Raw genomic sequence first — 15,303 nt, 5'->3', positions numbered from 1 at the left:
AGCAGCGCCACCGGTGCCGCATCACTGAGCATATAGGCCAGCCGGTCGGCCGGGTAAGCCGGATCGAGCGGCAGATAGGCACCGCCGGCCTTCAGGATTGCCAATAATCCCACCACCATTGCCAGACTGCGCTCGGCGCAGATGGCGACGCGGTCATCCGGCTGTACGCCCAGGGCCAGCAGATGGTGGGCCAGCCGGTTGGCGCGGCGGTTCAGCTCGTCATAGCTGAGAGCGTGTTCTTCAAATACCACAGCGGTGGCATCCGGGGTACGGGCCGCCTGTTGCTCGAACAGCTCATGGATCAGGGCGTCCTGCGGGAAATCCGCCTGTGTGGCGTTGAAATCTACCAATAGCTGCTGACGTTCAGCAGTAGGCAGAACCGACAGGCTCAAAATAGATTGCTGGGATTCAGTTGCCAGAGCTTCAATCAGGCCACTGATGGCCGTAACCAGATAGTTTGCAACCCGGGTGGGGTCAATCCCTGAAATAGCCTGAGCCACAAGATTGAAGCCTTCCCCTAAATCATCCACCGAGAGGGTCAACGGGTAATTAGTACGCTCCTCTGTCGCCAACAAGCGCATTCCATCCCAGGTTGTATCGTCTGCGTCTGGCTGGCTATGGCGGTAGTTAAGCAGGGCACTGAATAATGGCATTGGTGGCGTCACGCCACTGCAACGCTGGGCCAGCGCCAGAGGGGCCTGTTCATGTTCCAGCAGTGTCGTAAGGTCACGATAGGTGGCCTGTACCACTTCCAGTGCACTGCGACCGGCAAGGGATACCCGCAATGGCAGGGTATTAATAAACAACCCCATTACCCGATCGGCTCCGGCAGAGCCTTGCAGACGGCCCAACAGCACAGTGCCGAAGACCACATCATCACGGCCGCTGGTCTGTGCCAACACCTGTGCCCAGGCAACATGGAACATTACACTTGGGCTGATACCCAGATAACGGGAGTGGTTGCGGATCGCCTGTGCCAGCGTGGTATCTAGAGGTATATGAATTTCGGACACATCCTCACCGTCGCCTTGCACATTAAGCAAACCAAAGGGAGCAGTTGGTTCATCGACATCGGCGAGCTGCGTGCGGAAGTAATCCTCATGCACAGAAACCGGTACGCTCAGGGTTTGGGCGATAAAGTTACGGTATGGTAGCGAATTGGGCAGTTCTCCCGTACGCCCCTGCAACAACAGGCGGATTTCAGCGATGATAAGTTCCAGTGTCATATGATCGCCGATCAGATGGTGGAAGCCCAAGGCCAACAACCACTCATGACTGGTCTGATCATAGGCAATATCAGCGGTAAGCAGCGGTGCCTGACTGAGATCATGCCGGCGCTGGCGTGGGTTAGTGTGGGTCTGTAGCTGAGCCAGCACATTCTCTGTGGAAACGGGCACAAAGGTGTTCACCGACAGGGATGCCTGACGCCAGACCACTTGTACGGGCTGAGTCAGTCCCTGCCAGCAGATGGCGGTACGCAGAATATCGTGACGGTCGATCACTTGTTGCAGGGCGCCAAGGAAAGCGTCGAGACGTGTACGGCTATCAAAAGCTACCAAGCTGTTTAACAGATAGGTATCCCCTTGTTCCTGCAACCGATGGTGGAACAGGATGCCTTCCTGCAATGGGGCGAGCGGGTAGATATCCTGCACATTAGCCGCCCCGCCGGGAACGGTGTTGACAATAGTATCGAGCTCAGTCTGAGATAATTTCACCAGCGGTAACAGATCTGGGGTGAGGATAGTGCAATCTTCGGTAATACGATTGGATGGTACGACGAAGACAGGTTTACCCTGATGTGTTTGTATCATCTGAGCCATCTCGGCGAGCACGGGTGTAGAGAAAACACTACGGACATCAAGCAACCAACCAGCGCCACGCAATCTCTCAATCAAACTGACCGCCATCAGTGAATGCCCGCCGAGTTCGAAGAAATGATCATGACGGCCAACATGCTCCAAGCCCAGCAGTTCCTGCCAAATCTGCGCCAGCAGGGTTTCCAATTCGTCTTCAGGCGCTTCATAACCACGTGTTGCCACAGCAGACTGCTCAGGGTCGGGCAGCGCCTGACGGTCAAGTTTACCGTTAGGGGTCAGCGGGAAAGTTTCCAGCGTCACAAAGGCGCTGGGCAGCATATAATCGGCCAGATGTTGCGCCAGTTGCTGGCGCAGTTCGGCCGGCACCAGTTCAACGCCGGACTGCGGCCGGAGATAGGCCACCAGACGTTTTTCTCCGGCAATGTCTTCACGGTCGATAACAACCGCTTCGCGTACTCCAGAGCATTGGGCAAGGCGTGTCTCGATCTCACCGAGCTCAATGCGGAAACCGCGCAGCTTGACCTGAAAATCGTTGCGGCCAAGGTACTCGATATTGCCATCCGGCAGCCAACGGCCAAGGTCACCGGTTTTGTACAGCCGGGCATCGGGTGCTGCTGAGAAAGGATCGGGAATAAAACGCTCTGCCGTCAGTGCCGGGCGGTTGAGGTAGCCTCGGGTTACACCAGCACCACCAATGTGGATTTCACCGGTCACACCAAGGGGCACTGGCTGTCCCTGAGCATCCAGAATATAAATCTGAGTGTTGGCAATGGGTTGACCAATAGGAGGCGCTTTTTCATCTCGGACATCACACAGATAGAGTGTTGCACAGACGGTACATTCTGTCGGCCCATAGGCATTGATCATCCGTCGTCCCGACGCCCATTGTTTGACCAACGCGGGCGGGCAAGTTTCACCGGCCAAAACTAAAGTCATCAAGTCGGGCAGGTCGGCATCAGGCGCTAAGGCACTGGCTGCAACAGGGGGAAGAGTCACATGGGTGATCGCCTGAGTTTGCAGAGTCTTGAGCAAAGCCTCACCGGGCAATAAATCTTCGCGGGATGCCAGAACAAGACAGGCACCTTGACACAGTGTAGTAGCAATTTCAGAGATACAGGCATCGAAGCTGAAAGAAGCAAACTGCAATAACCGACTATCGGCTGTGATATGGAATGCTTCAATTTGGGTATTAATCAGGTTGCGCAGGCCACTATGTTCAACCATAACCCCTTTAGGCTGACCGGTGGAGCCGGAGGTGTAGATAACATACGCCAGATGGTGTGGGGTCAACCCCTGCGCCTGGGTATCAGGATTATTGTCCGCACAGGTATCGCAGGCCGGGGTATCCAGCAGCACGGTAGGCAGGCCGCTGCCCAGTTTCTCAGCCTGTGACGTCTGGGTCAGCAGTACCACCGGCGCCGCATCCGCCAGCATATAGGCCAGTCGTTCGGTCGGGTAAGCTGGGTCGAGGGGCACATAGGCGCCGCCGGCCTTAAGGGATCCCAGCAGTCCTACCACCATCGCCGGACTGCGTTCCACACAGATAGCCACCCGGTCATCGGGCTGTACGCCCAGTGCAATTAAATGATGTGCAAGCTGGTTGGCGCGGCGGTTCAGCTCACCATAGCTGAGTGACCGCCCTTCAAAGAGCACGGCGGGGGCATCCGGGGTGCGTGCGGCCTGTTGCTCAAACAACTCATGGATCAGGGCTGCCTGCGGGAAGTCACGCTCAGTAGCATTGAAGCCCGCCAGTAACTGTTGACGTTCGGCGGCAGGTAACACATCCACTGCCAGAGCCGGTGTATGTGGTGTGTCCGCCAATATCGCGACCAGTTGCTCTAGGGCTTTGACCAAATAGGCATTGACTCTGTTGGGATCGACAGTACTGACGGTCTGGGCGGATAACATAAAATCCTTGCCATCATCATCTATCGAGATCCCCACGGGATAATTGGTGCGTTCCCGGCCAGCCAGACTGGTTATACCAAACTGCGACAGGTTAAGCGTGCCGCTGTCCTTGTCACTCACATGCCGACAGTTGAGCAAGGCACTGAACAACGGCATATTGCCGAGCCCACTATAGCGCTGTACCAGGGACAAGGGGGTCTGTTCATAACGCAGTAAATTAGCGCATGTGTCAGTGACTGCCTTGACGAGGGCCTCAGCACTGATCCCTTTAAGTTTCAGCCTGACCGGCAGGGTATTGATAAACATGCCCAACGCACCCGCACTGCCCGCCATGCCCGACATACGGCCTGATAAGGTGGTGCCGAATACAATATCATCACGCCCGCTGGTTCGGGCGACGACCAGTGCCCAACCCGCATGGAACAAAGCCGCAGGGCTGGTACCCAGCCTGCGGGCCGTTTCACGGAGGGCGCGTGATAAGCCGGCATTAAGGAGCTGTTGGGCTTCTGCCGTATGTTCACCCTCTTCCTGAATGTTAATCAGGCCAAAAGGGGCCGTCACTTCATCGAGATTTGCCAGATAGTCCGGGAAGAAGGTTTCTGCGGCCTGAATATGGCGTTCCTGACGGGCATAAGCCACAAAGTTGCGATAAGGCACCGATGGCGGCAAATCGGCACTTTTGCCCAGTAAGAATGCCGCTGTTTCCGCGAGAACCTGCCGTAATGAGAGGTTATCATCGATAATGTGATGGAATTGGAGCAAGACGTACAGCTTGGCTGAATGTGGGTCAGCGGCGGTTTGTAAGCGTATCAGCGGCGCCTGAGATAAATCCATATGCAGGTGTGACAACCCCATGCGGGCTTGCAGACTGGCAGTCACATCATCACTATCTTTCAGGGTCAGGCGATGAACCGGTAATGGGGCGTGGCGGTGCACAACCTGAACCGGCTGGGATAATCCGATCCAGTGGATGGCGGTGCGCAGGATATCATGCCGGTCGATGACTGCTTGTAACGCGGCCGTGAAGGCGTCCAGATTTGCTTGGCTATCGACACATAACAGCGACGAGATAACGTAGGGATCTTTGGCCGGATTCAGCAAATGGTGGAACAGGATACCCTCTTGCAACGGGGCCAACGGATAGATATCTTGCACATTGGCTGCACCGCCGGCAACTCGGTTGACGATGGTGTCGATTTCCTTCTGGGACAGGGTGACCAGCGGCAGCATTTTAGGGGTGAGCACGGTGCTGCCGTCAGGGATTCGGTTGGGTGGCACGACAAAGGTCGGGACATCCCCCGAGGATGCCTGAATCTCCCGGGCCAGATCAGCCAGAACTGGCGTGGTGAATACCGTACGAACGTCCAGTCCCCAGCTCCGCTGGTGCAGCCGTTCGATCACACTGACCACCAGCAGCGAGTGGCCGCCTAGCTCAAAGAAATGATCATGGCGCCCGACACGTGCCAGTCCCAGCAGGTCTTGCCAGATCTGCGCCAGCATGGTTTCAACCTCACCAATAGGCACCTCATAACCGCGTACAGCCACAGCAGATTGCTCAGGCGCGGGCAGCGCCTTGCGATCCAGCTTGCCGTTCGGAGTCAACGGGAAGGCCGCCAGCATTACAAAGGCACTGGGCAGCATATAATCGGCCAGATGCGGTACAAGCTGCTGACGCAGTTCAGCCGGCACGAGTTCAACATCAGGCTGAGGGAGAAGATAAGCCACCAGACGGGTATCGCCCGGGATGTCTTCGCGGGTGATGACAACAGCGTCGCGTACTCCAGAGCATTGGGTAAGGCGTGCCTCGATTTCGCCGAGTTCAATACGGAAACCGCGCAGCTTGACCTGAAAGTCGTTACGGCCGAGGTATTCGATATTGCCGTCGGGCAGCCAGCGGCCAAGATCCCCGGTTTTGTACAAACGGGCATCCGGGGCAGTGGAGAACGGGTCGGGAATAAAACGCTCTGCTGTCAGTGCCGGACGGTTAAGATAACCGCGGGTCACACCGGCCCCGCCGATATAAAGCTCGCCGGTTACGCCGAGGGGCACCGGCTGGTCATGAGGGTCAAGAAGATAGGCGCGCAAGTCAGATAATGGCTGGCCAATCAGGCTGCCCCGCCCCCCGGTGATATCATCCTCGGTGAGTTCCCGATAGGTAGCATGGACGGTGATCTCGGTGATGCCGTACATATTCACCAGCCGGGTCTGGCTGACCGGGTTATTTGCGATCCACGGTGCCAGCGATGGTAATTCCAGCGCCTCCCCGCCGAAGATAATGCAGCGCAGGGCATGTGCGGTGTCATCCTGGGCAGGGATAAGCTGACGGAAAGCACTCGGTGTCTGGTTCAGCACCGTCACGCGTTCGTGGCACAACAGGGCATAAAATGCCTGTGGCGAACGGGCACAGGCTGCCGGTACGATAACCAGCCGGCCGCCGTAAGCTAAGGCCCCCCACAGTTCCCATACGGAGAAATCAAAAGCAAAAGAGTGGAACAGGGTCCAGACATCATTGTGATTGAACTGGAAATAATCCTGCGTGGACGCCAACAGGCGAATGACGTTCGCGTGTTCCACCATCACCCCTTTGGGCTGGCCGGTGGAGCCGGAGGTGTAAATCACGTACGCCAGATGGTGTGAGGTCACTCCCCGTGCCCGGCTGTCAGGGTTGCTGTCCGGCGCCCCGTCAAGGACAGACGGCGAACAAGCATCAAGCACCACGGTGGGCAGGCTGCTGTCCAGCGTTTCGACCAACGCGGACTGAGTGAGCAGGGCCACTGGTACCGCATCACTGAGCATATAGGCCAGACGTTCAGCTGGGTAGGCCGGATCAAGCGGCAGATAAGCCGCTCCGGCCTTCAGAATGCCCAGCAAGCCGACGACCATCTCCAGACTGCGCTCAACGCAGATAGCAACCCGGTCATCCGGCTGTACGCCCAGAGCCAGCAGATGATGGGCCAGCCGGTTGGCGCGGCGGTTCAGTTCTCCGTAGCTGAGGGACTGTCCTTCAAACACCACGGCAGTAGCGTCAGGCGCCAGCGTAGCCTGTTGCTCAAACAATTCATGGATCAGGGCTTCCTGCGGGAAATCAGCTTGGGGAGCGTTAAAGTCTGCCAGCAGTTGCTGCTGCTCTGTGACAGACAGCATCGGCAGGGACGGAATAGTTTGTGTGACATCGGTGGCCATCGCCGTCAGGACCTTCTCAAGGTAGCCCGCTATGCGAACCACGGTCGCCTGATCAAACAGGTCGGTCGCATATTCCAGCCCTCCCACTAAACCAGCGTCGGTTTCAGTCAGCGACAGCGTCAGGTCAAATTGGCTGCTGCACTGCGGTTGCTCAACGAGGGAGAGTGCCAGCCCGGGCAGCTCCAATGCTTGCGCCGGCGTGTTGTTCAGCGCCAGCATAACCTGAAAAATGGGGCTGTAGCTCAGGCTGCGGGCCGGCTGCAATGCTTCCACCACCTGTTCGAAAGGCAGCTCCTGATGAGCATAGGCCGCCAGTGTGCGTTCGCGAACCTGGGCAAGCAGTTCCGCCACCGTATGGCACTGGCCGGGTTCAATACGCAAGGCCAGTGTATTGGCGAAGAAGCCCATCAGGTCTTCCAGCTCCCTGCGTGTCCGGTTGGCAACAGGGATGCCGATGACGATATCATCCTGACCGCTAAGGCGGGCAAGGACAACCGCCCAGGCCGCGAGCAGATTCATAAACAGGGTCGTGCCCTGACGTTGGCCCAGTGTCTTGAGGGAAGTGAGTACTTCCGCACTCAGATGGAAAGATACCCGGCTGCCCGCATAGCTCTGTACTGACGGGCGTGGCCGGTCAGTGGGCAATTCCAGCAAGGCAGGTGCGCCCTGCAATTGGCTACGCCAGAAATCACGCAGGACGGTAAGGCGGTCTCCCTGCAACTCGTTGCGCTGCCAGACGGCATAGTCGGCATACTGGATAGGCAGGGACGGTAAGGCCGCCGCCTGACCCGCACGAGCAGCTTGATAAAGCTCGGCCAGTTCGCGGACCATAATACCGATGGACCAGCCGTCGGAGATAATATGATGCTGGGTAAACAGCAGCACATGCTCTTCATCGGCCAGTTGCAGCAATTGACCGCGGATCAGCGGGCTCTGAGTGAGATCGAAGGGCGCACAGGCCGCATATTCGGTGAGTTCGGCAACGCGCTCAGCACGGGCCGTCTCGCTCAGGGAACGCAGATCCAGACAGGGAAGTTCAAAACCACGGTCTGCGGGGTCAATCTGCTGGCAGGGTTGACCGTCAACTAGCGTAAAATGGGTACGCAGGCTCTCTTGGCGGGCGACAAGGTTATCGAGCGCTGCGGTGAGGGCCTGAGGATCAAGCTGACCGGAAAGTCGCAGTACCATAGGCATATGGTAAGCTTGACTGGCGGCAGGATCGAACTGGCCGAGGAACCACAGCCGCTGTTGAGCAAAAGACAACGGTAAAGACATATGGCGATCTGCTTTCCCTATTGGTAGATGCAAAGCGTGATCACCGCGTTTTTTTAGTTGCTCTTTAAGCTTTTTCTCTAAAACGGCACGCTTTAGCATCTCAATATTTATATTAGCTTTGGTCATTAATTAGTATCTCCATCTAAAATCGCCATTAACTCTTCTATCGACATTGAATCGAGATCGCTTTTTACTGATTCAACATCATTTCCCCATGCAGAACTCACTTGAGTAGAGAGAATTACCTCTGCCAATTCTGATAATTTTGGGAATTGGAAAATTGAGGCGATGGGTATATCGATTAAAAATTCGGTTTGTATACGTACTATCAATTGCACGACCATGAGTGAATGACCACCTATCTCAAAGAAGTGATCATGTCGGCCGACACGTTCCAGTCCCAGCAGGTCTTGCCAGATCTGGGCCAGCATAGTTTCCATTTCACCAATAGGCGCTTCATAACCGCGTACAGCCACAGCAGATTGCTCAGGAGCGGGCAGCGCCTTGCGGTCAAGTTTGCCATTAGGAGTCAGCGGGAAGGTTTCCAGCGTCACAAAGGCACTGGGCAACATGTACTCGGCCAGATGCTGTACAAGCTGCTGACGCAGTTCAGCCGGCACGAGTTCGGCATCTGGCTGAAGGAGAAGATAGGCCACCAGACGGGTATCGCCTGGGATATCTTCGCGGGCGATGACAACAGCTTCACGTACTCCAGAGCATTGGGCGAGACGTGCCTCGATTTCGCCGAGTTCGATGCGGAAACCGCGTAGCTTGACCTGAAAGTCGTTGCGACCCAGATACTCGATGCTGCCATCAGACAACCAACGACCGAGGTCACCCGTCTTGTACATTCGGGCATCAGGGGCGGTTGAGAACAGATCAGGAATAAAACGTTCTGCTGTCAGTACCGGGCGGTTAAGGTAGCCGCGGGCCACACCAACCCCACCAATATGGATTTCACCGGCCACACCGAGTGGCACTGGCTGACCCTGTGTATCCAGAATATAGATTTGGGTATTGGCGATAGGGTGACCAATGTAAGAGGAAGTTCGAGTCAAGCCGTTTAACGCAGACCAGACCGTCGTTTCCGTTGGCCCATACAGATTCCAGAGCGTAGGAACCTGTTGGAGCAACTGTGTTGCCAGTTTTTCAGGTAATGCTTCCCCACCACACAGCACCTTAAACTTGGTTGGCAGAGAGAAAGTCGGCATTTGCAATAACATACGCCATGTCGAAGGCGTTGCTTGCATGAAGGACACATTATGATGAGCAATTAAGGCGGTCAGTTGCTGTGCATTCGTGGCCTGTGCCTGTGTCGCCAGTATAATTCGAGCTCCCGTTAATAACGGCAGAAATAGTTCCAAAATGGAAATATCGAAAGAGAGAGAGGTGATACCCAGTAAAACATCCTCCTCCGTCATACCGGGTTCCTTACTCATCGAACACAAGAAATTAACAATATTACTGTGTTCAATCATTACACCCTTCGGTTTCCCTGTTGAACCCGAGGTATAAATCACATAGGCCAAATGACGTGAGGTCAGCCCCATTATCTGAGCCTCAAGGTTTTCTGCCGGCCCGTTATCCAGAACCGATGAGCCGCGGGCATCAAGCACGATGGTAGGCAGGTGACTGTCCAGTGTTTCCAGCAGACCAGTTTGGGTAAGCAACGCCACGGGAGCAGCATCTTCCAGCATATAAGCCAGGCGTTCGGCTGGATAAGCCGGATCGAGTGGCACATAGGCTGCACCCGCTTTGAGGATACCCAATAATCCCACCATCATTTCCAGGCTGCGTTCAATACAAATGGCGACCCGATCGTCCGGGCGTATACCCAGAGCAAGCAGATGATGAGCCAACCGGTTAGCGCGGCGGTTCAGTTCGCCGTAGCTGAGAGTGCTTTCTTCAAATACCACAGCAGTGGCATCTGGAGTGCGTACCACCTGTTGCTCAAACAATTCATGGAGCAAAACCTCTCTTGGGAAGTCAGCCTCGGTGTTATTGAAGCTCACCAGTATTTGCTGACGTTCGGTAGCAGGCAGGATCGGCAGGTTCAAAATAGATCGCTGGGATTCAGTTGCCAGTGCTTCAATCAGGCCGCTGATGGCCGTAACCAGATAGTTTGTGACCCGAGAGGGGTCAACCCCTGAAATAGTCTGAGCCACTAGATTGAAGCCTTCCCCTAAATCATCCACCGAGAGGGTCAGCGGATAGTTATTACGCTCCTCTGTCGCCAACAAACGCATGCCGTCCCAGGCTGTATCGTCTGCGTCTGGCTGGCTATGGCGGTAGTTAAGCAGCGCACTGAATAATGGCATTGGTGGCGTCACACCACTGCAACGCTGGGCCAGCGCCAGAGGAGCCTGTTCATGCTCCAGCAATATTGTGAGGTTACGGTAGGTGGCCTGTACCACTTCCAGGGCACTGCGACCGGCAAGGGACACCCGCAATGGCAGAGTATTGATAAACATCCCCATTACCCGATCGGCGCCGGCAGAGCCTTGCAGACGGCCCAACAGTACGGAGCCGAAGACCACATCGTCACAACCGCTGGTCTGCGCCAACACCTGCGCCCAGGCAACATGGAACAGTACACTTGGGCTGATACCCAGACGGCGGGCCTGATTGCGGATCGCCCAGGCAAGCTGGGTATCCAGCAACAAACGGGCTTCGGTAATATCCCCGCCGTCGCCTTGCACATTAAGCAAACCAAAGGGGGCGGTTGGGGTATCGACATCGACGAGCCGGGCGCGGAAGTAGTCCTCATGCTCAGAAACCGGCACGCTCAGGGTTTGGGCGATAAAATTGCGGTACGGCAGCGAATTGGGCAGTTCTTCAGAATCCCCCTGCAACAACAGGCGAATTTCATCGACGATAAGTTCCAGTGTCATATGATCGCCGATCAGATGATGAAAACTCAGCGCCAACAGCCATTCGTGACTGGCCGGATCATGGGCAATGTCGGCGGTGAGCAGCGGTGCCTGACTAAGATTAAGTCGGCGCTGTCGTGGATCGATATGGTCCTGTAGCTGGGCCAGCACATTATTTTCTGAGGTCGGCACAAAGGTGTTCACCGACAGGGATGCCTGTCGCCAGACCGCCTGTACGGGCTGGGTTAGTCCCTGCCAGCAGATGGCGGTACGCAGGATGTCGTGGCGGTCGATCACTTGTTGCAGGGCGCTAAGGAAGGCGTCAAGACGTGTACGGCTATCAAAAGCCACCAAGCTGTTTAACAGATAGGTATCCCCTTGTTCCTGCAAGCGATGGTGGAACAGAATGCCTTCCTGCAATGGAGCAAGCGGATAGATATCCTGCACATTGGCAGCACCACCGGGAACGGTGTCGACAATGGCATCGAGCTCAGTCTGGGACAGTGCCACCAGTGGCAACAGATCGGGAGTAAGGACAATACAGTCTTTGCTAATGCGATTAGGTGGAACAATGAAGGCAGGCATCTCTTGAAGGGCCTGAATAGCCAGAGCCATCTCGGAAAGGATCGGTGCCGAGAAGATGCTACGGACATCAAGTGTCTGCCCCAAAACGCGCAGTCGTTCAATCAGGCTGACCGCCATTAGTGAATGGCCGCCGAGTTCGAAGAAATGATCATGACGGCCGACACGCTCCAAGCCCAACAGTTCCTGCCAAATCTGCGCCAGCAGGGTTTCCAGTTCGCCCTCAGGGGCTTCATAACCACGCGTTGCCACGGCAGATTGCTCAGGGGTGGGCAGAGCCTGACGGTCAAGTTTACCGTTAGAGGTCAGTGGGAAAGTTTCCAGCGTCACAAAGGCGCTGGGCAGCATATAGTCGGTTAAATGTTGAGCCAGTTGCTGGCGCAATTCAGCTGGCACTAGTTCAACGCCGGACTGCGATCGGAGATAGGCCACCAGGCGTTTTTCTCCGGCAATGTCTTCGCGGGCGATAACAACCGCTTCGCGTACTCCAGAGCATTGGGCGAGGTGTGACTCGATTTCACCGAGCTCAATGCGGAAACCGCGCAGCTTGACCTGAAAATCGTTGCGGCCAAGATACTCGATATTGCCATCCGGCAGCCAGCGACCGAGGTCGCCCGTCTTGTATAGACGGGCATCGGGTTCTGCTGAGAAGGAGTCAGGAATAAAACGCTCAACCGTCAGTGCCGGACGGTTGAGGTAACCGCGGGCCACACCGGCACCACCAATATAGATCTCACCGGCCACACCAACGGGCACCGGCTGGCCTTGCGCATCCAGAATATAAATCCGGGTGTTGGCGATCGGTTGTCCGATGGGAACGTTGTCGGTGATATTATCCTGATTATGAGTATCAAACGTGATGCAACCCACCACTGTTTCGGTTGGACCATACTCGTTGACAATACGTGACTCAGGAGATAGCTCACGCCAAAGTGCTACGGTTGAACGGGTTAGTGCCTCCCCGCCGACGATGAAACAATGTGCAGGACAGGTCCGTTTTGCAGCCAGTAATTCCTGACCCATTGCGGCAAGATGAGTAGGTGTTATCTTAACCAGAGTCGAGGACTCCATGGATGTGGATAACAGTGAGGGCACCAATTCAGTAAGTTCCTGACCTTCACGGATAAGGCGTATTTTGCCCCCACAAAGCAGAGGCAAGTAAATACTGGTGACCGTTGCATCAAAGGCAAAAGGTGATGAAACGATGCTATCTATCTGTCCAGCAGTAACATAATGACTGAGAGCCCACAGCAGGTAATTTCTAAACCCGTGATGTTCAACCATGACCCCTTTAGGCTGACCGGTGGAACCGGAGGTGTAGATAACATACGCCAGATGGTGTGGCGTCAGTGCCCGGACAGCCGGATTATTGTCCGCATAAGTATTGCAGGCCGGGGTATCCAGCAGCACCGTCGGCAGGTCGCTGCCCAATTTTTCAGCCAGTGACGTCTGGGTCAGCAGGATCACCGGCGCCGCATCTGCCAGCATATAGGCCAGCCGTTCGGTCGGGTAAGCTGGGTCGAGGGGCACATAGGTGCCGCCGGCTTTAAGGGCTCCCAGCAATCCCACCACCATCGCCGGACTGCGTTCCACACAGATAGCCACCCGGTCATCGGGCTGTACGCCCAGTGCAATTAAATGATGCGCCAGCTGGTTGGCGCGGCGGTTCAGCTCACCATAGCTGAGTGACTGCCCTTCAAAGAGCACGGCGGTGGCATCCGGGGTGCGTGCGGCCTGTTGCTCAAACAACTCATGGATCAGGGCTGTCTGCGGGAAGTCATGCTCAGAGGCATTGAAGTCCGCCAGTAATTGCTGACGTTCAGCGGCGGGCATCACATCCACCGCCAGGGCCGGTGAATGTGGTGCATCCGCCAATATCGCGACCAGTTGCTCTAGGGCTTTGACCAAATAGGCATTGATCCTGTTCGGATCGACAGTGCTGACAGTTTGGGCGGATAATATAAAATCCTTGCCATCATCATCTATCGAGATCCCCACGGGATAATTAGTACGCCCGCGGCCAGCCAGACTGGTTACGCCAAACTGTGCCAGATTAAGCATGTCGTTATCCTTATCGTCACTCACATGCCGGCAGTTGAGCAGAGCACTGAACAACGGCATATTGCCGAGTCCGCTATAGCGCTGCACCAGGGACAAGGGGGTCTGTTCGTACTGTAGTAAACTGACGCATGTATCAGTGACTGCCTTGACGAGGGCCTCCGCGCTGATCCCTTTGAGTTTCAGCCTGACCGGCAGGGTATTGATAAACATGCCCAACGCGCCCGCACTGCCCGCCATGCCCGACATACGGCCTGACAAGGTGGTGCCGAATACAATATCATCACGCCCGCTGGTTCGGGCGATGACCAGCGCCCAGCCTGCATGGAACAACGCCGCGGGACTGGTTCCCAGCCGGCGTGCCATTTTACGGAGGGCACGTGATAAGCCGGCATTAAGAGGCTGTTGGGCTTCTCCCGTATGTTCGCCCCCTTCCTGCACGTTAATCAGGCCAAAAGGGGCCGTCACTTCATCGAGATCCGCCAGATAGTGCGGGAAGAAGGTTTCTGCGGCCTGAATATGGCTTTCCTGACGGGCATAAGCCACAAAGTTGCGATAGGGCACCGATGGCGGTAAAGCGGCACTTTTGCCCAGTAAGAACGCCGCTGTTTCCGCGAGAACCTGCCGTAATGAGAGGTTATCATTGATAATGTGATGGAACTGGATCAAGACGTACCGTCTGGCTGAGTGTGGGTCAGCGGCGGTTTGTAAGCGTATCAGCGGTGCCTGAGATAAATCCAGCGGCCCGTGTGACAACGTCATACGGGCTTGCAAACTGGTGACCACATCATCACCGTCCTCCAGGATCAGGCGATGAACCGGCAAGGGGGCGTGCCGGTGCACAACCTGAACCGGCTGGGATAACCCGACCCAGTGGACGGCGGTGCGCAGGATATCGTGCCGGTCGATGACCGTCTGTAATGCAGCCGTGAAAGCGTCAAAGTTTGTCTGGCTGTCGACACATAACAGCGACGAGATAACGTAGGGATCTCTGTGTGGATCAAGTCGATGATGGAACAGGATACCTTCCTGTAGCGGCGCCAGCGGATAAATATCCTGCACATTGGTCACTCCGCCGGGCACCCGGTTGACGATGGTGTCGATTTCGGTCTGGGACAGGGTGACCAGCGGCAACATCTCAGGGGTGAGGACGGTATTATCATCAGGAATCCGGTTGGGCGGCACGATAAAGGCCGGGACTTCCTCCGGGGATACCTGAATCTCCCGGGCCAGATCGGCCAGAACCGGTGCGGTGAATACCGTACGGACATCCAGTGCCCAGCCCCGCTGGCGCAGCCGTTCGATCACACTGACCACCAGTAGCGAGTGGCCGCCAAGTTCGAAGAAGTGATCATGGCGCCCGACACGCGCCAGCCTCAGCAGGTCTTGCCAGATCTGCGCCAGGGTAGTTTCCACTTCACCAATAGGCGCTTCATAACCGCGTGCAGCCACAGCAGATTGCTCAGGCGCGGGCAGCGCCTTGCGGTCCAGCTTGCCGTTCGGGGTCAGCGGGAAAGTTGCCCGCACCACAAAGGCCGCGGGCAGCATGTAGTCGGCCAGATGTTGCGCCAGTTGCTGGCGTAAATCCGCCGGCACCAGTTCAGCACCGG

Annotated in this window: 2 protein-coding genes; both read right to left on the bottom strand. The window is 56.1% G+C overall.

All coding sequences use genetic code 11. The features are described from left to right. A partial coding sequence (locus H8A87_RS02605) for a non-ribosomal peptide synthetase (RefSeq protein WP_198688448.1) occupies positions 1-8,309 on the bottom strand: 8,309 nt, incomplete at its 3' end. After that, a partial coding sequence (locus H8A87_RS02600) for a non-ribosomal peptide synthetase (protein ID WP_198688447.1) occupies positions 8,309-15,303 on the bottom strand: 6,995 nt, incomplete at its 5' end. The genes H8A87_RS02605 and H8A87_RS02600, both read right to left, overlap by 1 nt.

Source organism: Xenorhabdus lircayensis, assembly GCF_016306625.1.
In the GTDB taxonomy this organism is placed as follows: Bacteria; Pseudomonadota; Gammaproteobacteria; order Enterobacterales; family Enterobacteriaceae; genus Xenorhabdus; species Xenorhabdus lircayensis.
This window is presented reverse-complemented; position numbering and strand designations above follow the sequence as displayed.